Origin of the sequence: Paenibacillus sp. p3-SID1389 (assembly GCF_025151705.1) — a bacterium.
Lineage (GTDB): Bacteria > Bacillota > Bacilli > Paenibacillales > Paenibacillaceae > Fontibacillus > Fontibacillus phoenicis.
In genome coordinates, this window is record NZ_JALXVO010000022.1 from 26,371 (window position 1) to 48,238 (window position 21,868).

A 21,868-nucleotide genomic window follows, 5' to 3' on the forward strand; every position below is an offset into this window, starting at 1 on the left:
GGAGAGTATAGCATCAATTGGTACATTTTTCAAATGACTTCAGACGACAGATGTCACAGAATTAACATACTCACGCAGGTCCTCCCATATTCTCAATAATGGAGGGTAAAAAGAAGGCAGCTGAACAATCTTCATCAACCCCTCATGGAACCTTCATGCAGTTTAGAGGGGGGGCATGGTACTATTTATTATAGTTTTTAGAATAAGTCTTAGTGTAATAATAAATCGAAAGGGATGATTTCATGGATAACCGGCTGACAACGAATACGGGAGCTCCGGTAGGCGATAATCAAAATTCTCGGACGGTAGGGCAGCGCGGCCCTACACTGTTGGAGGATTACCATCTGCTGGAGAAGCTGGGCCATTTCGACCGCGAACGGATTCCGGAACGCGTCGTGCATGCCCGGGGGGCAGGCGCCCATGGGGTATTTGTTACTGAGCGCAGCATGAAGGAGTTCACGAAAGCTCATTTCCTGCAGGAGGTAGGACGCGAAACTCCGGTGTTCGTCCGTTTCTCTACGGTCATTCACGGGCAAGGCTCTCCGGAAACGGCGCGTGACCCGCGGGGATTTGCGGTGAAGTTTTATACGGAGGAAGGCAACTACGATTTGGTGGGTAACCATCTTCCGGTCTTCTTTATCCGCGACGCGATTAAATTTCCGGACATGGTGCACTCGCTGAAGCCGGCTCCGGACACGAACATCCAAGACCCGGCGCGGTATTGGGATTTCATGACTCTGTCCACCGAATCGACGCATATGATGACCTGGGTGTTCTCGGACTATGGGACGCCGGCGAATTACCGCCAGATGGACGGCTTTGGCGTGCATGCATTTAAGTGGATCAATGCCGAAGGCAAGATCACGTACGTCAAATACACCTGGAAAACGAAGCAGGGGGTAAAGAACCTCTCGGCGGCGGAAGCTCAAGAAGTACAAGGTCGAGATTTCAATCATGCGACTCGCGACCTGTACGACCATATTGCGCGCGGGGAATTCCCGCAGTGGGAGTTGAATGTACAGCTCATGCCAGTGGAGGATCTGGATCGTTGGGGCTTCGATCCGCTGGATCCCACGAAGGTATGGCCGGAAGACAGCTATCCCTTGATCAAAATCGGCACGATGACGCTGAACCGTAATCCGCAGAACTTCTTCGCGGAAGTTGAGCAGTCGGCGTTCTCGCCAAGCGTGCTCGTACCTGGCATCGAACCGTCCGAGGATAAGCTGCTGCAAGGCCGGTTGTTCTCTTACCCGGATACCCAGCGTTACCGGCTTGGTGCTAACTATTTGCAAATCCCGATCAACTGCCCGTATGCCCCGGTCCGCAACCATCAGCGGGACGGCTTCATGAACGTGAAGCAGGATCCGTCTCCAATCAATTACGAGCCGAACAGCTTCGACTCCAGCCCGAAGGAAGATCCGGCCTATCGTGACAGCGTAGTGCCAGTCAGCGGAAATATCGGCCGCGAGAGAATCGCCAAAACGGATGATTTTACGCAAGCAGGCGAGCTGTACCGGAGCTTTACGGCTGAGGAGAAGGATCATTTGATCTCCAACCTGGTGAACGATTTGAAGCAGACACCGGAGCAAGTTCAGCTGCGCGCGGTGTGCAACTTCTTCCGAGCTGACAAAGAATACGGCATGCGCCTGGCGCAAGGTCTTGGCGTAGATATCAGTGGCTTTATTCCATCCAATGCTCAGGGATAATCGATATCCCTTTTATATAAAGAAGGCATCTTCCGTACCTTTTGGGATCGGGAGGTGCCTTTTTGTGTGAAGATTTCAGCCGCGGGCGTGAGGAAATGTATGGTAAAATGAGAGCAGTAGAAAGGAGTTGAATCGATGATGACAACAAAGGATCCAGTGATTAAGCTGACGGATTTGCGCATGAGCTATGGGGGACATCACGTTCTGAACGGCGTGGATTTGGAGGTGTATCCGGGTCAGATTATCGGTTACATCGGGCCCAACGGGGCGGGCAAGAGCACGACCGTCAAGATTATGCTAGGCCTGGTCGAAGGGTATCAAGGCGAGGTCCGGGTATTTGGCCAAAATCCCGGTGACGGCGACGTTAGCTACAAGAAGCGTATCGGATACGTCCCGGAAATCGCCGAGCTTTACGATACGTTGACGGCATGTGAATACTTGACCTTCATTGGCGAGCTGTACGGCTTATCCGCCGATGACGCAGAGATGAAATCCCGGCGAATGATGACGGAATTTGGCCTCGGTGACGTTTTTAACTCCCGAATTTCGACGTTCTCTAAGGGCATGAAGCAAAAGGTGCTGCTGATTTCCAGCCTGCTGCATAATCCGGACGTGCTGTTCCTGGACGAGCCGCTGAGCGGGCTTGACGCCAACAGTGTCATGGTCGTTAAAGAAGTGCTTGCTCTCTTGGCGTCGCAAGGCAAGGCGATTTTTTACTCCTCTCATATCATGGACGTGGTCGAGAAGATCAGCAGCCGGATCGTCCTGCTGGACGGAGGACGCATTGTGGCCGACGGCAGCTTTGACGAGTTAAAGGCCCAGAACCATGAAGGTTCGCTGGAACAGATCTTCAACCAGTTGACCGGATTTAATGAGCATCAGGATATTGCCAGCCGGCTTGTATCGATCGTGCAAGAGGTGTAGCGGATGGAAGAAATGAAGAGCTTGCTAGTGTTGGACCGGTTCCGTGGTGCATTCGAGAAGATGGGCGTGGATTATTCGGTGATGCGCCGAATCGTTCAGGTAAAGCTGGCGATGGATGCGAGAAGGAAGCCTACGCTGGCCAAAAGTTCAAATCAGAAGCGGAAACAGGATACCGCGGAGAGCAACCAGTTTCTGCGCTCGCTGTGGTTGTACGTCCTGTTTGGCGGATTTAGCTCGATGTTCGTGCTGATGGGGGACAATCTGCTGTTTCAGATGAGCATCTTGTTCGGCATTATGATGTTTATGGTCATGACTTCGATGATCTCCGATTTCTCCTCGGTGCTGCTGGATATTCGGGATCGGAGCATTTTGGCGACGAAGCCGATCAACCGCCGCACGCTCACGATGGCGAAGACGGTACATATTTTTATTTATTTGTTCTTTTTGACCGGAGCCATCGCGGTGATTCCGCTGGCGGTCGGATTATTCCGGCAAGGGATCGGGTTCTTTGCTCTGATGCTGCTGGAGCTGATCCTGATGGATCTGTTGATCGTGGTGTTAACCGCGCTGTTGTATTTGGTCGTGCTGCGGTTTTTTGACGGTGAGAAGCTGAAGGATATGATCAATTACGTGCAAATCGGGATGACAATCACGATTGCGGTAGGTTATCAGGTGTTGGTCCGGCTGTTCGACTTCACGGAGATGGACATCGTCTTCAAGCCGGCGTGGTGGCAGTACCTGGTGCCGCCGGTATGGGTGGGCGCTTCCTTCCAAACGCTGCTTCACCCGGGAGAAGGTATGACGTATGCCGGTCTGGCGGTGCTGTCCGTCGTTGTTCCGCTGGCCGCGTTCCTGCTGTACCTGAAGCTGATGCCGGCGTTGGAGCGGAACCTGCAGAAGCTGGCAGAACCCAGCGCGAAGAGCGGGCAGCGGTCGGGGAAGATGCTGCGCCGAATCTCCGATTGGCTATGCTCCACGCCGCAGGAGAGCGCCTTCTTCCGTTTCACCTGGTCGATGCTGGGAACGGAGCGTGAGTTTAAGCTGAAGGTGTACCCTTCCCTGGGCTTCTCTATCGTGTTTCCTTTCATCTTCTTATTCTCGAACGGACTCGATCAGGGCTTGGAAGGGATCTCCGGTTCCCGTTCGTATTTGTTCATTTATTTTAGCGGGATTATGCTGCCAACGCTCATCATGATGCTGCGTTACTCCTCCCGATATAAAGCGGCTTGGATCTACCGGACCGCCCCGATCACCAGCGAAGCGTCTATTTACAAAGGGGCCTTGCTGGCGAGCTTGGTTCGGCTTATGCTGCCTTTGTATGTGGTGGAGGCGGCGATTTTTGCCGTGCTGTTCGGAGCGTCCATTATCCCTGACTTGATTGTGGCAGGACTCGCGATGTTTGCTTACGCGATTCTTTGTTTCCTATGCATGCGCAAGGGACTACCTTTCTCTGAACCCTTTGAAGCGGCGGGGCAGCAAAACCAATCCTTTGTTTTCATGGGGTTGATGCTGCTGCTCGGCGGATTTGGCTTGCTGCATTGGCTTGCAACGTCGCTTCCGTTTGGGGTTGTGGCCTACGGGCTGCTGATGATCGCAGGGACATGGCTGGGATGGAGACTGGCTTTTCGGACGCAGGGAACGAAGAAGGTGGCAAGACCGGATGGCAATGACTAAGAACAACGGGCCGCGAATTCGCCGGGAAAAGAATACTGTGACCCGAATGATCGCCTTATATTGTCGTAAGGAACATGGCGACAGGGAGCGGACCCACAGGCGCGCAGCGGTTCATCATCCTGCGACAGTGTTGTTATGCGACGAGTGCGCCGAGCTTCACCGATATGCTGAGCAGCGGCTTGACCGCTGCCGGTTTGGTGAAGGCAAGACCACGTGCCTGGCGTGCCCTGTGCATTGTTATGCGCCGGTCCAGCGGGAGCGGATTCGCCGGGTGATGGCTTTTGCCGGACCGCGGATGCTGTGGCGGCACCCGGTGTTAACCCTGATGCACCTCCTCGATGGCGTGAAGAAGGGCCATTCACAGTAATGTCATAAATTGTACGACCCTCAAAAAACGTTGATCTGATGCGGGTTTCAGGCCATGTTCGGAATTGTGACATTTCTCATGTGATTTCTGTCACAAAATTATTACTTTTTCCCCGTTCGTTTTCATGGATCAGTGATAGAATTCACATTAGATAATAATTATTTGAAAGTAGGGGAAAAGAAATGCTGGATCCGATTGTGCTTGCTCGCCTTCAGTTTGCGGTGACAACGATTTTCCATTTCTTCTTCGTACCCTTGTCCATCGGCCTGGTGGTGCTGATCGCCATCATGGAAACGATGTACGTCGTGAAGGGCAAAGAAGAATACAAACGGATGGCCAAGTTTTGGGGGAAACTGTTCCTTATCAACTTTGCGGTAGGGGTCGTGACGGGGATTCTCCAAGAATTCCAGTTCGGGATGAACTGGTCGGATTACTCTCGCTTTGTTGGCGACGTATTTGGTGCGCCGCTGGCGGTGGAGGCGCTGTTTGCCTTCTTTATGGAATCAACATTTATTGGGCTGTGGATCTTCGGTTGGGATCGTTTGTCCAAAAAAGTGCACCTGTTGTGTATTTGGCTAGTTGCTTTAGGGACGACCGTCTCGGCGTTCTGGATTTTGGCCGCGAACTCGTTTATGCAACGTCCGGTTGGTTTCGAGATCAACAACGGCCGCGCAGAAATGAACGACTTCTTCGCTTTGATCAGCAACGGGCAATTGTGGGTGGAATTCCCGCATACCGTGTTGGGCGCTTTTGCCACAGGAGCTTTCTTGATCGCTGGGGTCAGCGCTTATAAATTGATGAAACGTCAAGATGTGGCGTTCTTCAAAAAATCGTTTACGATCGGCATTATCGTGGCCTTGATCGCTTCGTTCGCCACGGCGTTGTTTGGTCACCAACAAGCGCAGTACCTGGTGAAGACGCAGCCGATGAAAATGGCGGCTTCCGAAGGGCTGTGGGGCAAGTCGGGTGACCCTGCGCCTTGGACGCTATATGCCCATATTGATTCGGACGATGGGAAGAACAATTTTGAGATCAAAATTCCTTACCTGCTGAGCTTCCTGTCTTACAGTAAGTTCTCCGGTGAGGTTAAAGGCATGCACGAGCTGCAGGCCGAATATGAACAAACTTATGGTCCTGGCGACTACATTCCTCCGGTACGGACGACCTTCTGGAGCTTCCGGATCATGATTCTCGCCGGCTGTTTGATGATCGTGCTTGGGATGTACGGAACGTATTTGGCATGGCGCAAAAAGCTTGAGAACCCCAAAAACAACTGGTTCTACCGTGTCATGTTGTGGTCGATTTCGCTGCCGTTTATTGCGAACACCTCCGGCTGGATTATGACGGAGATCGGGCGTCAGCCATGGACGGTATTTGGCTTGATGCAGACCGCGGATAGCGTATCGCCAAGCGTCACCGGCGGACAAATTCTGTTCTCCCTGATTGCCTTCACGCTCATTTATGGGGCGCTTGGCGCGGTGATGGCTTACTTGTTCGTGAAAGTGATCAAGAAAGGACCCAATGAGATCGCCATCACCAGCCGTGATCAGGTCGGGGATCCATTTGGTAAGGAGGGATATCATGTCTCTTAATGAGCTTTGGTTTGTCCTTGTCGCGGTGTTGTTTGTGGGGTTCTTCTTCTTGGAAGGCTTCGACTTCGGGGTGGGAATGAGCACCAAGTTTTTGGCCAAGAATGATATGGAACGCCGGGTTCTGATCAACTCGATTGGCCCGTTCTGGGATGCGAACGAAGTTTGGCTGCTGACCGCCGGTGGCGCGATGTTCGCCGCTTTTCCGAACTGGTACGCCACGTTGTTCAGCGGCTACTATACACCGCTTGTCGTTTTGCTTCTCGCCTTGATTGCGCGGGGCGTTGCCTTTGAGTTTCGCGGCAAGGTGGACAGCGGCAAATGGAAAGGCACCTGGGACTGGGCGATCTTCCTCGGCAGCCTGTTGCCTCCGTTCCTGCTGGGCGTTGTGTTCTCCGGCCTGCTGAAGGGCTTGCCGATTGGCGAAGACATGGAAATGAAGGCCGGACTGTTTGATATGGTGAACCTGTACACGTTGATCGGCGGGATCACGGTTGTGATGCTGTGCCTCGTTCACGGGCTGCTGTTTGCCTCCTTGCGGACGACCGGCAGCTTGCAAGAACGTGCCCGTAAGCTGGCTCACAAGCTGCTTATTCCGCTGGCCGCCCTGTTCGTGATCTTTGGCGTGCTGACGTACTTCGAAACCGACGTATTTGAAGTGCGCGGCTTGCTGATCAGCCTGGTGGCTGTACTGGGCGTCGTTGCTTTTGTCCTGGCAGGCTGGTTTATTCGTAAGCAAAAAGACGGCTGGGCGTTTGGCATGACCGGTGCGATGATCGCTTTGTCGATTGCTGCGGTATTTGTGGGGCTATTCCCACGGGTGATGGTCAGCTCGATTAGCGATGCGTTCTCCTTAACGATCGATACCGCTTCTTCCGGCCACTACTCGCTGAAAGTCATGACGATCGTCGCATGCAGCTTATTGCCATTCGTGTTAGGCTATCAAATATGGAGCTATTTCGTATTCCATAAACGCGTACACGAGAAGGAGCATTTAGAATATTAATGGGACGCGGATTAATGAAAATCGCGGGGATCAAGCAGGTCATGATGATCATGGCCTTGCTGACCCTCGTTCAGAGCTTTGCAATCATCTGGCAGGCCAAATGGTTGGCGGAGGTGATCTCCGCCCTGTTTGCCGGGGCCAAGCTGCAGGAACAAGCCGGCGGGGCCGGCTTGTTCCTGCTTGCTTTTATCGTCCGTCAGGGCTGCGGCATGATGCAGCAGAAAATAGCGTATGCTTTTGCCGAAGAGACGGGACGAAGCTTGCGGGAGCGGGTGCTGGAGAAGTTGTTTCAGCTGGGGCCGCGTTTTGCCGGGACCGCGGGAACCGGGAATTTGGTGACGTTGGTGCTTGAAGGGGTGACCAAGTATCGCAATTACCTGGAATTGTTCCTGCCGCGCATGCTGGCCACGGGAATCACCCCGATCTTGATTTTGGCTTATGTGTATAAGCTCGATCTGGCTTCCGGGATCATCCTGACGATTACGATGCCGATTCTGATCGCCTTTATGATCCTGATCGGGCTGGCGGCGCGCAAGCAGACTGAGCGGCAGTTGAAATCGTACCGGACGTTGTCGAACCATTTCGTGGATTCGCTGCGCGGGCTGGAGACGCTCAAGTTCTTGGGACGCAGCAAATCGCATGTCACGTCGATCGAACGGGTCAGCGACGCTTACCGGTCAGCGACGATGAAGACGTTGCGGGTTGCCTTCCTGTCCTCGTTTGCTTTGGACTTCTTTACGATGTTATCCGTTGCTTCGGTGGCGGTCAGCTTGGGGCTTCGATTGGTGAATGGCGAGATGGTGCTGTTGCCGGCCTTGACCGTGCTGATTCTGGCGCCGGAGTACTTCCTGCCCGTTCGGATGGTTGGCGCTGACTTCCATGCCACCCAGGACGGGAAGGCGGCAGGCGAAGCGATGAACGAGATCATCGCCACTGCGGATGAGGAGGCGGCGAAGGCGGCACCGGTTCCGGCCGGTATGAACTGGACGTGGGCACCGGAAAGCACGTTAAGCCTGCGCGGGGTTGGCGTCGTTCACGAGGAGGAAGCTAGGCCTTCCTTGGCTGAAGTGAACTTGACGCTGGGCGGCATGGGCAAAATCGGCATCATCGGCGAAAGCGGGGCCGGCAAATCGACATTGATCGATGTGCTTGGCGGTTTTCTGCGGCCAACTTCGGGCCGGTTGGTGCTGAACGGCACCGAACTGGGGGATTTGAGTGCGCAGGGCTGGCGGGAGCAAATCACCTACATCCCGCAGAAACCGTATATTTTCAGTGGGAGCTTGGAGGAAAATATCCGCTTTAATGCGCCGGAAGCCACGCGGGAAGAGGTGGAGCGCGCGGTGAAGGCAGCCGGTCTGGACGGGCTCGTGCGCAGCTTGCCGGGCGGGCTAAACGAGCGGATTGGCGGCGGTGGTCGTCCATTGAGCGGTGGTCAGGAGCAGTGTGTGGCGCTGGCCCGGGCTTTGCTTAGTAAGCGGCCGGTGATTTTGCTCGATGAACCGACGGCGCATTTGGACATCGAGACGGAATATGAGCTGAAGAACACGATGCTGCCTCTGTTTGAAGGGAAGCTGGTGATTTTGGCGACCCATCGGCTGCACTGGATGCGCGAAATGGATCGGATCGTTGTCATGGAGCAGGGCCGAGTGGCTGAGGCAGGGACGCATGCCGAGCTGATGGCCAAGCGCGGAGCTTATTATCGGTTAGCGGCGGCGCAGCGGGAGGAGATCAAATGAAGCAGGAGTCCTGGGTTCGGCCTTATTTTCAATTGTATAGCGGCCGGTTTGCGTTATATCTGATTCTGGGCGTGTTAACGCTGGTTTCCGCCGGGATGTTGATGTTCACTTCCGGTTTCTTGATCTCGAAATCGGCGTTGCAGCCCTATAATATCTTGCTTGTGTATGTACCGATCGTTGGCGTTCGCACGTTTGGGATCGGGCGGGCGGTGATTCATTATGTCGAACGGTTGGTTGGACATGACACAGTGCTGCGGATTTTGGCGAAAATGCGCGTGCGGCTCTATCGCGTGCTGGAACCGCAGGCTTTGTTCATCCGCTCCCGATTCCGGACGGGCGATATTCTTGGCGCCCTTGCCGATGATATTGAGCAGCTGCAGAACGTGTATATCCGCACCGTCTTTCCGAGCGTAGTGGCGTTGATCCTCTATGCGGCCGTGATCGTGGCCATGGGCGTGTTCGACGTGACGTTTTCACTGCTGTTAGCTGCGTATATCCTTGTGCTCGTCGTCGTGCTCCCGTACATTTCGCTGCGGTTGACGAAGCGGACGAACGAGGAGGTCAAGCAAGAACGGAACGGGCTGTACCAGAAGCTGACCGATGCCGTCATGGGGATCGGCGATTGGGTGATCAGCGGCCGTTCGGCGGAGTTCCTTGCTTCCTATGCGGAGGATGAGGTCGCGGTGGCGCGCAAGGACCGCAAGCTGCGGGCTTGGGCCCGCTGGCGCAGCTTTATCGGCCACTTCGTCGTGGGCCTCGTCGTCGTATCGATGGTGTATTGGGCCGGCGGCGAAGCGGCGGCCGGTCGGATCGATGCCACGCTGATTGCGGCGTTTGTGCTGATCGTGTTCCCGCTGTCGGACGCGTTCTTGCCGGTGTCCGAAGCGGTGGAGCGCACGCCGCAATACCGCGTGTCGCTGGACCGGCTCGCCCGGATCTCGGGCGGCGACAGCGCCAGCGCGAGCCCAGCGGCGGCGGGTGGCCCGCGTCCAGGCGCAGCGGGTGGGCCGATCCGCCCCGGCGTGACCGGGGGCGGCGGCGCTGGGCTGGCTGTGGCGGGCGGAGTTTCCCGCACCGCCGAGGTGCGGCTGCGCGGCGTCCGCTTCGCCTACGCCGCGGAAGACGCCGATTCCGTGGACGGCGTCTCGCTGGACATCCCGCAGGGCAAGCGGGTGATGGTGATCGGCCGCAGCGGCGCCGGGAAGTCGACGCTGCTGAAGCTGATCCAGGGGGCGCTTGCCCCAAGCGCAGGCACGGTCGAAATTAACGACATCCCAGCCGCCGCCTACGGCGAGCGGATGCCGGAAGTCATCTCCGTGCTGAATCAAAGCCCCCACTTGTTCGACACCACGGTGGCGAACAACATCCGGCTCGGCCGGCCTACGGCTACGGACGAGGAGATCGCGCGGGCCGCGCAGGCGGCGCAGCTCGGCCCGTTGATTGCGGCGCTGCCGCAGGGGCTGGACACGCCGATGCGTGAGACCGGCCAGCGGTTCTCCGGCGGCGAACGGCAGCGCGTCGCCCTGGCGCGGATCCTCCTGCAGGATACGCCTGTGCTCATCCTCGATGAGCCAACCGTCGGCCTCGATCCGCGCACGGAACGCGAGCTGCTGGCGACGATCTTCTGCTCGACGCAGGGCAAGTCGCTCATCTGGGTGACGCACCACCTTGTTGGTGCCGAAAAGATGGACGAGATCGTGTTCATGGAGCACGGACGGATCGTGATGCGCGGCAGCCATGCGGAGCTGCTAGCCCGTGAACCGCGGTACCGCAATTTGTACCGGCTGGATTGTCCGGAGGAGTAAGACACATACTAAAAATAAGGCGGCGATGCAAGGGAAACCGGCATCGCCGTTTTTTAGATTTAAGAAAAGTATAGCAAGATGTCCGAACTGCAAAAGTACATTTGATTTCCGCCAAATTCCGGCCGATGAGCCCTTTGAGCTGCAAAAGTGCAGTTGATTTCGGCTAATTTTGCCCTGGAACCACGAAATCGTTGAAATGAACTGCACTTTTACATCCCATTCGCCTTTTTTCGGTCAAAATGGGTGAAATGAACTGTACTTTTACATTTGGAGGGTCGTTTAGAGGGCGTTTGCGCTTCACTTCAGTCGCCTGCATCCTTGGTTGGAACGTCTGAGGTGTTTGGGGAGTTTTTGTAGTCTGGATTGGGGCGTCGTGGTGTCTCGCATGGGTCGTTTTGGTGTCTTTACTTAGGTTGTTTGTCACCACACTTTATTCGTCTGCAGCTCATGCGGCCCTACCTTGCTCATCAGCGGCTTCGCTTTACTGTCAGCGCCTCACTTTGCGTAACTGCAACTTCACTTTGCCCGTCTGTCGCCCCGCTTGGCTCATCAGCCCCCGTTTCGGGCACCACTATAACCACTATAGGAAGGGACTAGTTATATTACTCAATAAATAGCCTTTTCTGCTTCCGTTTTCACAAGGGAGCCGATATAATGGTTCTTAATATATTTACATGAGGTGTAAGCTATAAGAGTTTGGGTTTGGTCAATCCCAATCGGGTATAGCCTGAAAAATGCAGCTAACGGGGTGAGGGGATGGAGCTCAGACAAATCCAATACTTTATCGAGGCGGCCAAGCTGGAGCATGTGACGGAAGCGTCGTATGCGCTGCATGTGTCGCAGTCGGCGGTCAGTCGGCAAATCTTTAAGCTGGAGGCAGAGCTAGGCGTCGATCTGTTTGTCCATGAAGGCCGGAAGGTGAAGCTGACACCCATCGGCCGGCAGTTCCTGCAGCATATGGAGCAAATGATGAAGGTCCTTGAGCAGGCGCGACAGGAAATTAACGAGTATCTGGATCCGGAGCGCGGGACGGTCCGCATCGGTTTCCCGAGCAGTCTGGCGGCCAACCTGGTGCCGACGGTGGTGTCGGCGTTTCGGCGCCGGTATCCGGAGGTGCATTTTCAACTGCAGCATGGGTCGTATCGGGAGCTGCTGGACTGGGTCGGCGGCGGCTTGATGAATCTGGCCATGATTGGTCCGGTGCCCCAAGGGGAACCCCAAGTCACAGGGGAAATGTTATTCCGCGAAAAGTTCAAGGTGCTGTTGCCTGCCGGACATCGCTTGGCTGACCGTGAATCCGTGGGGCTGGACGAACTGCGGGAGGATGTATTCGTATTATTCCCGAAAGGCTTTGTTCTGCGGGAAATCGTGGTGGACGCCTGCGACAAAATCGGATTTCAACCAAAGGTGTCGTTTGAAGGGGATGATCTGGACGCGATTAAGGGGCTGGTGTCCGCCGGGCTGGGGTTGACGTTGCTTCCGGAGATTGCGCTCGGCGAGCATATTCCTTCCACGATCGTGTCGCTGCCGATGATGGAGCCTCAGGTCACCCGGGACGTTGGGGTGATCATTCCGGCGAATCGCGAGCTCGCGCCGACGGAAAAGCTGTTTTATGATTTTTTGAAAGAGAACCTGCCGTTGTCATGCGGAAATTAGGATTCATCGAAAAATGATATCGATAAGGGCCGTGAATTTTGTCACTTGCACGGTCCTTTTTTCTTGAAAATGTGTTACAATTTATTCGGATTGTTTAGGTTTAAGATGTGCAAATTTTCACTAACTTAAAATGGGTTATAGGCATCCAAAGGAGGAACACTATGCTTGAACAGAAGTTCGGCTAGCGAATCCTCAGATTATCGCAAAGGAGAATCGAATATGTCAGAGACAGTTACAGAAACAAAAACGGAGCAATCCGTAGCTGGTACCGCAAGTGGGCAGCAGGAGCTCCTGGAGCAGCTCTTGAAGCCGGAGGTGCAGCAATCGCTGACCGCTCTGGTTGAGCAGCTTCCCAAATTAAATGAGCTCGTTGGAGTTTTGACGAAAACGTATGATTTTGCCAAAGCGGTGGCGACGGATGAAATTCTGAAGAATGACACGGTAGGCGCCATTTCGGAAATTGCCGGGCCAGTTGTTGGCAAGGTGAAGCATTTGGCGGCTAACGTCATCGAAGCGAAGGATCGTGCCGAGGACAGCCAAGAAGTCATTGGCGTGTTTGGGTTGATGAAGATGCTGAAGGACCCGCAAACGCAAAAGCTGCTCCGGTTCGTTAACGCGTATCTTCAAGTGTCCGGTGAACGGGACCGCCAACAAAACTAACGGAGGAATACGATTATGTCAAAACATATTTTAATTTTGGGCGCCGGCTATGGCGGCGTACTCAGCGCATTGTCGGCCCGTAAGTTTATGGATAAATCGCAGGCGCGGATCACGGTGGTGAACCAATATCCGACGCATCAAATCATTACGGAGCTGCATCGCCTTGCCGCAGGCAGCATTTCCGAACGCGCGGTGTCCTTGCCGCTCGATAAGCTGTTTAAAGGCAAAGACATCGATTTGCGGATCGCTAAGGTTGAGAGTTTTTCTGTCGACAAAAAAGAAGTTAAGCTCTCCGACGGTACTGTGTTGTCTTATGACGCCCTTGTGGTTGGTCTGGGCAGCATTACTGCGTATTTCGGCATCCCGGGCTTGGAGAAGCACAGCATGGTGCTGAAATCGGCGGACGATGCCAAACGGATTTATGCGCATATCGAATCGCGTATTCGCGAATATGCGGCAAGCGGCAACGAAGCCGATGCTACGATCGTGATCGGCGGCGGCGGATTGACTGGCGTCGAGCTGGTTGGCGAAATCGCGGATAAGCTGCCGGAACTGACGAAGAAATACGGCGTACCTCAAAGCGAGATCAAGCTCATGCTCGTGGAAGCTGGACCTAAGATCTTGCCGGTGCTGCCGGACGAGTTGATCGAGCGCGCCACAGCCAGCCTCGAGAAACGCGGCGTGAAGTTCTTGACCGGCTTGCCGGTGACCAATGTGGAAGGCAACACGATCGATCTCAAGGATGGGCAAAAGATCGTGGCCAACACCTTCGTTTGGACGGGCGGCGTGCAAGGCAATCCGCTAGTTGGCGAATCGGGACTGGAAGTGAACCGCGGCCGTGCTTCGGTGAATGAATTCCTGCAGTCCGTCTCCCATCCGGACGTATTCGTTGCGGGTGACAGCGCCGTATTTATGGGTCCGGACGGTCGTCCTTACCCGCCGACAGCGCAAATCGCTTGGCAAATGGGCGAGCTGATCGGTTACAATCTGTTTGCGTATCTCAACGGCAAGACGATGAACGCATTCAGCCCGATCAACTCCGGTACGCTGGCTTCGCTCGGACGCAAAGACGCTGTAGCGACCATCGGGGCAAGCAATACCCAGTTGCGCGGGTTGCCAGCTACGTTGATGAAGGAAGCAAGTAACATCCGCTATCTGTCCCACATCAAAGCGCTGGATGCATTGGCTTACTAAAGCTCCTTAAATACAAAGCGTCGCCCAAGAGGATGAATCCTCTGGGCGACGCTTTTTTTTACGTTATGCTCTTTATACAACCCCGTGAGCGATCATTGCGTCAGCGACTTTCAGGAAGCCGGCAATGTTGGAGCCGACAACCAGGTTGTCGTCATAACCGTATTCTTTAGCCGCGTTTACGCTGCTTTGGTAGATGTTGCGCATAATGTCCTTCAGCTTAGCATCCACTTCCTCAAACGACCAGGCGAGTCTTGCGCTGTTTTGTGCCATTTCCAGAGCGGAAACGGCAACCCCGCCGGCATTTGCAGCCTTAGCTGGTCCGAAGTATACGTCATTGTTCAGATAAACTTCGATAGCTTCCAGCGTGGACGGCATGTTGGCTCCTTCAGCTACATATTTGACGCCGTTGGCCACCAGCAGTTTCGCCGAAGCTTCGTTGATTTCGTTTTGCGTTGCGCAAGGCAAGGCGATGTCGCAAGGGATGCTCCAAATATTTTGGCAGCCTTCTACATATTCAGCAGTAGGATGCTCGTTCACGTATTCCTTGATCCGCTTGCGTTCTACTTCTTTCAAACGCTTCACTGTTGCAAGATTAATGCCGTTCTTGTCGTAGACATATCCGTTCGAGTCACTGCAAGCTACGACCTTCGCGCCAAGCTGTTGTGCCTTCTCAATCGCGTAGATCGATACGTTCCCGGAACCGGAGACGACGACGGTTTTCCCGGCGAAGCTATCGCCCCGACTCGCCAGCATTTCGCTGGTGAAGTAAACCAGCCCGTAGCCGGTAGCTTCAGTCCGCGTCAAGCTGCCGCCGTAGTTCAAGCCTTTCCCCGTCAATACGCCGGTTTCATTGCCATACAGCCGTTTGTATTGACCGAACATGTAGCCGATTTCCCGAGCGCCAACGCCAATATCGCCTGCAGGCACGTCGGTGTCTGGACCGATGTATTTGGACAGCTCCGTCATGAAGCTTTGGGTAAAGCGCATCACTTCGAGATCGGATTTGCCTTTCGGATCGAAGTCAGATCCGCCTTTGCCGCCGCCGATTGGCTGGCCGGTCAACGAGTTCTTGAAAATTTGTTCAAACCCAAGGAATTTGATGATGCTGGCATTGACAGACGGGTGAAAACGAAGTCCGCCTTTATAAGGACCAATCGCACTGTTAAATTGAACCCGGAAGCCGCGGTTCACTTGCACTTTGCCTTGGTCATCCACCCAAGGGACGCGGAAAGTGATCATTCGTTCCGGCTCGACGATGCGTTCGAGAATCCCATGCTCTTGATATTTCGGATGTTTGGCGAATACAGGAACCAGTGAGTCAAGGATTTCCTTGACGGCCTGATGGAATTCCGATTCCCCTGGATTCCGTTTTTGAACGGTCTCGTATACCTGATCTACATATTTGCGAGCCGCCTCCAGGCCTGCTTCGCGTTGCTGTGTTAAAGCCATGATCCACTCCACCTTTCTGATGTGCGTAATCGGATGAGTACGTTCACCATTTCACGATAATTATGACCTCTATTGTAATATTGATGTCAGCTATTAACAAAGCTAATTTGAGATCAACTTGATGATCGAATGAGATGAACTGGAGCGGAAGAACGGCTTTGTGGCAAGGCGGAACAGGAGTATTATGTCCGGGGAATGGGCGGTTCAGACAAAAAAGACCGGCTCCACAGGATCCCTCCATGCGGTTCCGGTCGTTCTGATTTTTAAGGAAATTACTTCTGGAAAGAGTTCCAATAAGTTACTTGGTCTACCGACAAACGCGCCGTTGCATGAGCTGGTTTTGCCGCTTTACCAATCGCGATCAGCAAGATCGGTTTCAACGTTTCCGGTACGTCAAATGCTTCGGCAAATTGCTCCGCATTGTATCCGCCCATAGGTACCGTGTCGTAGCCTTTAGCTTTGGCGATCAGCATCAGTTGCATCGACACCAGTCCAGCGTCCAACAGATTGACTTGATGCAAACGTTCCGGTCCCATGCCGCCATAGCCTTTTTGCAGACGCTCCACAAAATTATTTTTGACCTCCTCCGTCATTGCACCCAGCCGCACAGACTCGGAATAAATCTCTTCGGCCCGTTCATACGAACGAAGATCGCCCAATACCGCAATGACAGCCGAGGAATCCACAACCTGCTGCTGATTGTTGGCGATCGGGAGCAGCTTTTGCTTCAGCTCAGGCTCGTCGATGATCAAGAAACGCCATGGCTGCAGATTGGACGAGGATGGAGCGGACAAAGAAAGCTCGATGATCTCTTTCAGTTCCTCGCGTGGGATTTTTACAGATGGGTCGTAAACCCGAACAGAATGTCTTTCTTTGAGTACGGTATAAAAATCTTTTGCGTCCACTTGATTTAACGTGCTCATTTTCTCTCCATCCTTTCATTTTCTTTTTTTTCCTGTGACTAGTATAAATCGCAACTGTAATAATATCAAGTACAGTTAATGAAGTGAGAAGGCAGAGTCCCAAAACTTGTGGTTCCTTAAGATAAACAGTATCTTAAAGAGGTAGTTGGTCGATTACAGTTTGATCATACAGGGAGGGGTACATATGGCATTGCAGATCGGAATCGTTGGAACAGGTTGGTTTAGCAAGGTGCATGGGGACATTTTGGCAGGTCTGGACGGCGTTCGCGTGACAGGGGTTACCGGAACGACGGCCGCAAAAGCACAGGCCCTGGCGGACCGCTACCCAGGGGCGATTGGCTTCGGGAACCTAACGGATATGCTGGACTCGTTGAAGCTGGATGCTGTTTACCTCTGTATCCCGCCAATGGCGCACGGGGAGATTGAAACCGAGCTGATCGAGCGGGGCATTCCCTTTTTCGTGGAGAAGCCGCTGGCTGCGGACTTGGAGACGCCGCAACGAATCCTCTCGCGGTTGGAGCAAAAGCCGTTAGTTCATGCGGTAGGCTATCATTTTCGTTATAAAGAATCGATCCGTCAGCTGAAGGAATCGCTGGAAGGCCGGAAGGTTGGGATGGCTTTAGGCACTTGGATGGGCGATATGCCGCAAGTGGCCTGGTGGCGTAGCCAAGAGGGTTCCGGCGGACAGTTCGTGGAACAGACGACCCATATTGTAGACCTGCTTCGCTATACCGCCGGCGAGGTCCGGGAGGTGTATGCCGCCTACGGTAATCGCATGGTGCAGGAACGCTTCGATAACGTCACCGTCCCGGATGTTGGTACCGTCACGATGAAGCTGCAAAGCGGGGCGGTTGCTACCATCTCCAATACCTGTATCTTGCCCGGCGGCGTATCTGAGGTAGGGCTGAAATTGTATACCGATGCCGGTATTTTGTCTTGGAGCCCGGAACGGCTGGAGATCGATCTGCCGGGGACCAAGACGGCCTACACGGGGAAGGACAACCCCTACTTAGCTGAAACGGAGGCGTTTATCCATGCCCTGCGTACCGGCGATACGTCGCGGATCTTGTCCGATTATGCCGATGCTGTGAAAACGCAGCAGATCACCTGTGCCGCCCTGGAGTCGGCCCGGACGGGGAATCCGGTTTGCATTGGGGAGTAAGGAAAAATTTTTTTCTCCATCTTATCCTGATTCTGTCTAGAGGAAAAGGAGAGACGAGGGAATGAAGGGAAATCTAGCCCAAAATTGACCAGCCTCCGCAAGGAAGGCATCGTCCAGGTCAGCCGCAAAGGCTTCGTTATTCGGAATCTTCAGGCCTTGAAGGAAAAGGTGTGCGTCAAAGAAAATTGTCCGCATTGCCGCAGTCTGAAGGGCGTAAGGCAAGGGGGTCTTTGATTTTAAGCGACAAAAAAAGAGCCCCGCTTCGGCGAGGCTTCAAGCATCAATATATGAAATTTGGAGGAACCTAAACGAAGTACCCTGATTGGCTGAAAGTGCCGTAGGGCTAGAAGTGCAACACAGCGATCAGCATCGGAGCGACCCCTAATGTAAACAGGGCGGCCAGGATCATGGAGATGCTGGAGATCGTCCCGGTCAAAGTGCTGAGCTCAAACGCCTTGGACGTTCCGGTGCCATGGGCACTGGTGCCGAACAATACGCCTCGGGCAACCTCGCCTTCAATGCGGAACAGTCTCATCACGAGCGGTCCCAGCATGGCACCAAGCAAGCCGGTCAAAATAACAAAGACCGCGGTAATATTCGGCACGCCGCCGATCACCTGCGATACATTCATCGCGATAGGTGTCGTAATTGAACGTGGAATCAAGCTGTTAATCAATTGGGCGTCCAGATGCAGCCATTCCGCCAGAAAAGCCGAAGAGAACATCGCGACTACCGAGCCGCTAAGTACGCTAATGAGAATTTCTACAGCGTGTTTTTTCAGGACGTTGTAGTATTTGTACAGCGGAACGGCAAACGCGATCGTCGCTGGCTGCAGCAGGCTGCTCAGCCATTTTCCGCCGGTATGATAAGTTTCATAAGGAATCTGCGCCCAGAGTAAGCCGATCACCAGAATCAACGGGGTAATCAGCAACGGGGACAGATACACTCTTGGCCGTATCCGATACAGCCGTTTAGATAAAGCATAGATAATGAGGGTAGAAGCTAAACATAGTGCGCCAATGATCATGAGGTTCGGCCCTCCTTTCGTTTTTCGATGCGTGTGGCCACAAGCCCGGAGCAAACCATAACGATGACGGTGCTCAGGATGACCACAATCAAGATCCGTACGCCTTCACTTTCGAGTAAAGGAATGTATTGCATGACGCCGACGGCAGCAGGAACGAAGAACAGCAGCAGCTCGGCCAGCAGCCAATTGGCGCCCCGTTCAATCCATTTCAGCTTGACGACGCCTGTTTTTAACAAGATAAACAGCACGGCAATGCCAATAATGGAACCCGGTATCGGTAAATGGAGCAGCTCCGCGACCTTATTCAAGGCCATCGCGGCGAAGAACAGGATGGCGACTTGAACAATCCCGATGCCGATCTCTTTCATCTTGTTCATTTCAGCGGCTCCCTTCTTGTTTTGGTTAGTAATGAAATTTTACATCGATTATTTTCATGAGTAAAATGAATATACAGAATAAATACCATTCCAATCTGTTATAGAAAATCGAGTTAAAGGGGAGCAGGCGGTTGGATATCCGACAAATGCAGGTTTTAATCGAAGTCGCACGGCTGCGCAGCTTCACGAAGGCGGCTGAGGCGCTGTATATCACGCAACCTACCATCAGCAAAACGATCAAGGCGTTGGAGGAGGAGCTTGGGGTGGTGCTGTTTGACCGCGTTGGCAAAAAGATCGAGCTGACCGATGCGGGACGGATTATCGCTACGCAAGCCCAACAGATCGTGACCTCCTTCCAGAATCTGATGGCAGAGCTTGACGACTTACGAAATTTAAAGAAGGGACATCTTCGCATCGGGCTGCCGCCGATGGTGGGGGCGAGCTTTTTTCCGAGGGTGATTGGGGAGTTTCATCAACGTTATCCCGACATTACGATCCAATTATTTGAGGACGGCGCCAAAAAAGTAGAGCAAGACGTTGCCAAGGGATCATTGGATGTGGGCGTGGCCGTACTGCCGACGGTGGAGGCGGAGCTGAGCTATTTTCCGTTCGTTGAGGAGAAGCTGAATTTGGTCGTCCATCCCTCGCACCGGCTGGCAGAACGGGAATGCGTGGAATTGGCCGAGCTGGCCCCGGACGGGTTCGTGTTGTTCCGTGAGGACTTTACGCTGCATGACCGCATTATCGGGGCGTGCGCGAAGGTCGGGTTTCATCCGCATATCATCTACGAGAGCTCCCAATGGGATCTGATCAGTGAAATGGTGGCCGTCGGCCTCGGCATCACTTTACTGCCGGAAACGATTTGCCGCGAAATCGACGACGAGGGCGTGCGGATTATCCCGCTCGTCAACCCGGTGATTCCGTGGAAGCTTGGCATCATTTGGCGTGACGATCGGTATTTGTCTTTTGCCACCCGCGAATGGATCCGGTTTGCACAGGAAGTCCTGACGCCCCATCCGGAATAAATTTGAATGAGTATGTGGTGAGCTGTTGCTTGAAAAGGTGCATATTTCCCGGGAATTTGACAGATAGTAAGGGCGCATGTCGAATTTCGATTACCTTGAAAAGCATGAAGGAGAGACAGCTGTGAAGTTTGCTTTAATCTGTTCATTGCTGGTCGGTTTGCTGTTCGGGACAGGGGTCCCTGTTGCGGATGCTCAAGCGGACGTCGCTCATCATTTCGGATTCAAAAAAAGCGTCGGCGGTCAGCTCCCCTCCATTAATGAGGAAGGGTTCAAAGATATCATCGATAAGCACGGCGCGATTTTCTTCGGAGATCCCTCGCGCAAAGAACTATTCCTGACGTTTGACAACGGATACGAGAACGGTTATACCGCCCTGATCCTGGATACGTTGAAGGCGAAGAAGGTGCCGGCGATATTTTTTGTCACTGGCCACTACATCAAGGATCAGCCGGAGCTGCTAAAGCGCATGGTCGCCGAAGGTCATCTGATCGGCAACCACTCCTGGAGCCACCCGGATATGACGACGATCTCCGACGCCCAAATTCGGGAAGAACTGGAGAAGGTAAAACAAGCCACGGCACAGGTCACCGGGCAGGCTAAGATGGACTTCTTGCGCCCGCCTCGCGGGATATTCAGCGATCGGACGCTTCGTGTAACGAAGGAGTTGGGGTATACGAATGTTTTCTGGTCCGTGGCCTATAAGGACTGGGATGTGAACGATCAACGCGGAGCGGATTATGCTTACCAGAAGGTGGTATCGCAGTTGCATCCCGGCGCCGTGATCCTCCTGCACTCCGTCTCCAAGGACAATGCAGCGGCTCTGGGAGCCATCATCGATGAAGCCCGCCGGCAAGGCTACGAGTTCAAGAGTCTGTATGAGCTGAAACCGGGGCAATCGCGTCCTTCACTCTGATTCCCATTTTAGACCGTAACAATCGGGCGTTCGTCCGGTTGTGCGGTCTTTTTTTGTATCTATGTCTGAAATTTGACGGCGCTTGACTTCACTTCGGCAGGTTATTATAATTAGGCTTGCGAATTAATAGTATACCTAATTATTAAGTTATGAAAATAAATCGACGGGAGGGATTGATTTGTTCACCGGTGACAACTCGCAGGCGCATCGACTGCTGAAGACGTTTCACCGCTTTCGGAGAATGGATCTTAGCAAACTAACACCATCGGAGTTTAAACCAAGCGAAGTCCGATTGATGTTTTATATTTTGCATGGCATGGAGAAGGATGAGCGCGGAGTAACGGTCTCGGAGCTGAGCGCGATGCTAGAGGTCGCTTCCCCGACGGTCACGCCGCTGGTTCGCAGCTTGGAAGAGCGCGGGATGGTATTGCGTTATAACGACAAGGAGGATCGCCGGGCGGTTCGCGTCAAACTGACGGAGCAAGGAATCGCACAGGTCAAGGAGATCGCCAAGAAAAGGTCGGCCCAAATCCAGGGATTGGTTGAGTACCTAGGCGAGGAGAAGAGCCAGCAGTTAATTGAACTGTTGGAGCAGGTTTACACGTATATGGAAATGAGGGCCAATCCGAATAGAAGCCAAGAGCAATGATACGAATCGAACATGTGGAGATGATG

Annotated in this window: 19 protein-coding genes; 15 read left to right on the forward strand and 4 right to left on the reverse strand. The window is 53.7% G+C overall.

Annotation, left to right across the window (positions count from 1 at the left end):
* Positions 1 to 242: 242 nt before the first annotated feature.
* From M3G15_RS11190 to M3G15_RS11240, 11 genes are all read left to right on the forward strand, one after another.
* Positions 243 to 1,706 carry a catalase gene (locus M3G15_RS11190; protein WP_009223644.1) on the forward strand — a complete coding sequence of 488 codons (1,464 nt, stop codon included), beginning with the start codon at positions 243 to 245 and terminating at the stop codon, positions 1,704 to 1,706.
* A gap of 135 nt (positions 1,707 to 1,841) precedes the next feature.
* Positions 1,842 to 2,630 (forward strand): ABC transporter ATP-binding protein, encoded by a 789-nt coding sequence (locus M3G15_RS11195; protein WP_397376611.1) that lies wholly within the window; start codon positions 1,842 to 1,844, stop codon positions 2,628 to 2,630.
* Between the two features lie 3 nt (positions 2,631 to 2,633).
* Complete coding sequence (locus M3G15_RS11200) at positions 2,634 to 4,304, forward strand: hypothetical protein (protein WP_260070941.1); 1,671 nt, start codon at positions 2,634 to 2,636, stop codon at positions 4,302 to 4,304.
* Complete coding sequence (locus M3G15_RS11205) at positions 4,291 to 4,671, forward strand: nitrous oxide-stimulated promoter family protein (protein WP_332306491.1); 381 nt, start codon at positions 4,291 to 4,293, stop codon at positions 4,669 to 4,671. The genes M3G15_RS11200 and M3G15_RS11205 overlap by 14 nt, the downstream gene beginning before the upstream one ends.
* A gap of 182 nt (positions 4,672 to 4,853) precedes the next feature.
* A complete protein-coding gene (locus M3G15_RS11210; RefSeq protein ID WP_397376612.1) occupies positions 4,854 to 6,263 on the forward strand; it encodes a cytochrome ubiquinol oxidase subunit I in 1,410 nt (469 codons plus the stop codon).
* Positions 6,250 to 7,266 carry a cytochrome d ubiquinol oxidase subunit II gene (gene cydB / locus M3G15_RS11215; protein ID WP_028539189.1) on the forward strand — a complete coding sequence of 339 codons (1,017 nt, stop codon included), beginning with the start codon at positions 6,250 to 6,252 and terminating at the stop codon, positions 7,264 to 7,266. The genes M3G15_RS11210 and cydB overlap by 14 nt, the downstream gene beginning before the upstream one ends.
* The gene (gene cydD, locus M3G15_RS11220; protein WP_260070942.1) at positions 7,266 to 9,002 is read left to right on the forward strand and encodes a thiol reductant ABC exporter subunit CydD; all 1,737 of its coding nucleotides are present in this window, start codon (positions 7,266 to 7,268) and stop codon (positions 9,000 to 9,002) included. The genes cydB and cydD overlap by 1 nt, the downstream gene beginning before the upstream one ends.
* The gene (cydC, locus tag M3G15_RS11225; protein WP_260070943.1) at positions 8,999 to 10,807 is read left to right on the forward strand and encodes a thiol reductant ABC exporter subunit CydC; all 1,809 of its coding nucleotides are present in this window, start codon (positions 8,999 to 9,001) and stop codon (positions 10,805 to 10,807) included. The genes cydD and cydC overlap by 4 nt, the downstream gene beginning before the upstream one ends.
* Before the next feature lie 756 nt (positions 10,808 to 11,563).
* Positions 11,564 to 12,463 carry a glutamate biosynthesis transcriptional regulator GltC gene (gene gltC / locus M3G15_RS11230; RefSeq protein ID WP_009223652.1) on the forward strand — a complete coding sequence of 300 codons (900 nt, stop codon included), beginning with the start codon at positions 11,564 to 11,566 and terminating at the stop codon, positions 12,461 to 12,463.
* A gap of 219 nt (positions 12,464 to 12,682) precedes the next feature.
* A complete protein-coding gene (locus M3G15_RS11235; RefSeq protein ID WP_009223653.1) occupies positions 12,683 to 13,123 on the forward strand; it encodes a DUF1641 domain-containing protein in 441 nt (146 codons plus the stop codon).
* Positions 13,124 to 13,138: 15 nt separating this feature from the next.
* Entirely contained in the window at positions 13,139 to 14,317 is a 1,179-nt protein-coding gene (locus tag M3G15_RS11240) for an NAD(P)/FAD-dependent oxidoreductase (RefSeq protein WP_009223654.1), read from the forward strand.
* A gap of 72 nt (positions 14,318 to 14,389) precedes the next feature.
* Here M3G15_RS11240 and gdhA read toward each other — a convergent pair whose 3' ends face one another.
* The gene (gene gdhA, locus M3G15_RS11245; protein WP_036644179.1) at positions 14,390 to 15,766 is read right to left on the reverse strand and encodes an NADP-specific glutamate dehydrogenase; all 1,377 of its coding nucleotides are present in this window, start codon (positions 15,764 to 15,766) and stop codon (positions 14,390 to 14,392) included.
* 272 nt (positions 15,767 to 16,038) lie between these two features.
* Positions 16,039 to 16,689, reverse strand: coding sequence for a nitroreductase family protein (locus M3G15_RS11250; RefSeq protein ID WP_260070944.1), 651 nt, complete (start codon positions 16,687 to 16,689; stop codon positions 16,039 to 16,041).
* Between the two features lie 184 nt (positions 16,690 to 16,873).
* Here M3G15_RS11250 and M3G15_RS11255 point away from each other — a divergent pair, with 184 nt between their 5' ends.
* Positions 16,874 to 17,851: a Gfo/Idh/MocA family protein gene (locus M3G15_RS11255; protein ID WP_260070945.1), complete on the forward strand. Its 978-nt coding sequence runs from the start codon at positions 16,874 to 16,876 to the stop codon at positions 17,849 to 17,851.
* Positions 17,852 to 18,194: 343 nt separating this feature from the next.
* On the opposite strand, the gene M3G15_RS11260 is transcribed toward M3G15_RS11255, so the two are convergent.
* Together M3G15_RS11260 and M3G15_RS11265 are read right to left on the reverse strand one after the other, a co-directional pair.
* Positions 18,195 to 18,878: a CidB/LrgB family autolysis modulator gene (locus M3G15_RS11260; protein WP_009223659.1), complete on the reverse strand. Its 684-nt coding sequence runs from the start codon at positions 18,876 to 18,878 to the stop codon at positions 18,195 to 18,197.
* A complete protein-coding gene (locus M3G15_RS11265; RefSeq protein WP_036644313.1) occupies positions 18,875 to 19,246 on the reverse strand; it encodes a CidA/LrgA family protein in 372 nt (123 codons plus the stop codon). The genes M3G15_RS11260 and M3G15_RS11265 overlap by 4 nt, the downstream gene beginning before the upstream one ends.
* A 140-nt stretch (positions 19,247 to 19,386) precedes the next feature.
* Between M3G15_RS11265 and cidR the strand changes: the two genes are divergently transcribed.
* From cidR to M3G15_RS11280, 3 genes are all read left to right on the forward strand, one after another.
* Entirely contained in the window at positions 19,387 to 20,280 is an 894-nt protein-coding gene (gene cidR / locus M3G15_RS11270) for a cidABC operon transcriptional activator CidR (protein WP_009223661.1), read from the forward strand.
* Positions 20,281 to 20,356: 76 nt separating this feature from the next.
* Entirely contained in the window at positions 20,357 to 21,193 is an 837-nt protein-coding gene (gene pdaA / locus M3G15_RS11275) for a delta-lactam-biosynthetic de-N-acetylase (protein ID WP_009223662.1), read from the forward strand.
* 178 nt (positions 21,194 to 21,371) lie between these two features.
* Positions 21,372 to 21,842, forward strand: a complete 471-nt coding sequence (locus M3G15_RS11280; protein WP_260070946.1) for a MarR family winged helix-turn-helix transcriptional regulator — start codon at positions 21,372 to 21,374, stop codon at positions 21,840 to 21,842.
* The last annotated feature ends 26 nt before the right edge of the window (positions 21,843 to 21,868 follow it).

Bases quoted from the DNA above. Each gene is read 5' to 3' on its own strand.
- M3G15_RS11265 (WP_036644313.1), bottom strand. From the start codon at position 19,246: ATGAAAGAGATCGGCATCGGGATTGTTCAAGTCGCCATCCTGTTCTTC.
- M3G15_RS11195 (WP_397376611.1), top strand. From the start codon at position 1,842: ATGATGACAACAAAGGATCCAGTGATTAAGCTGACGGATTTGCGCATG.
- M3G15_RS11250 (WP_260070944.1), bottom strand. From the start codon at position 16,689: ATGAGCACGTTAAATCAAGTGGACGCAAAAGATTTTTATACCGTACTC.
- gltC (WP_009223652.1), top strand. From the start codon at position 11,564: ATGGAGCTCAGACAAATCCAATACTTTATCGAGGCGGCCAAGCTGGAG.
- gdhA (WP_036644179.1), bottom strand. From the start codon at position 15,766: ATGGCTTTAACACAGCAACGCGAAGCAGGCCTGGAGGCGGCTCGCAAA.
- M3G15_RS11200 (WP_260070941.1), top strand. From the start codon at position 2,634: ATGGAAGAAATGAAGAGCTTGCTAGTGTTGGACCGGTTCCGTGGTGCA.
- cydC (WP_260070943.1), top strand. From the start codon at position 8,999: ATGAAGCAGGAGTCCTGGGTTCGGCCTTATTTTCAATTGTATAGCGGC.
- M3G15_RS11255 (WP_260070945.1), top strand. From the start codon at position 16,874: ATGGCATTGCAGATCGGAATCGTTGGAACAGGTTGGTTTAGCAAGGTG.
- M3G15_RS11190 (WP_009223644.1), top strand. From the start codon at position 243: ATGGATAACCGGCTGACAACGAATACGGGAGCTCCGGTAGGCGATAAT.
- M3G15_RS11240 (WP_009223654.1), top strand. From the start codon at position 13,139: ATGTCAAAACATATTTTAATTTTGGGCGCCGGCTATGGCGGCGTACTC.
- M3G15_RS11235 (WP_009223653.1), top strand. From the start codon at position 12,683: ATGTCAGAGACAGTTACAGAAACAAAAACGGAGCAATCCGTAGCTGGT.
- M3G15_RS11260 (WP_009223659.1), bottom strand. From the start codon at position 18,878: ATGATCATTGGCGCACTATGTTTAGCTTCTACCCTCATTATCTATGCT.
- cydD (WP_260070942.1), top strand. From the start codon at position 7,266: ATGGGACGCGGATTAATGAAAATCGCGGGGATCAAGCAGGTCATGATG.
- M3G15_RS11205 (WP_332306491.1), top strand. From the start codon at position 4,291: ATGGCAATGACTAAGAACAACGGGCCGCGAATTCGCCGGGAAAAGAAT.
- pdaA (WP_009223662.1), top strand. From the start codon at position 20,357: ATGTCGAATTTCGATTACCTTGAAAAGCATGAAGGAGAGACAGCTGTG.
- M3G15_RS11210 (WP_397376612.1), top strand. From the start codon at position 4,854: ATGCTGGATCCGATTGTGCTTGCTCGCCTTCAGTTTGCGGTGACAACG.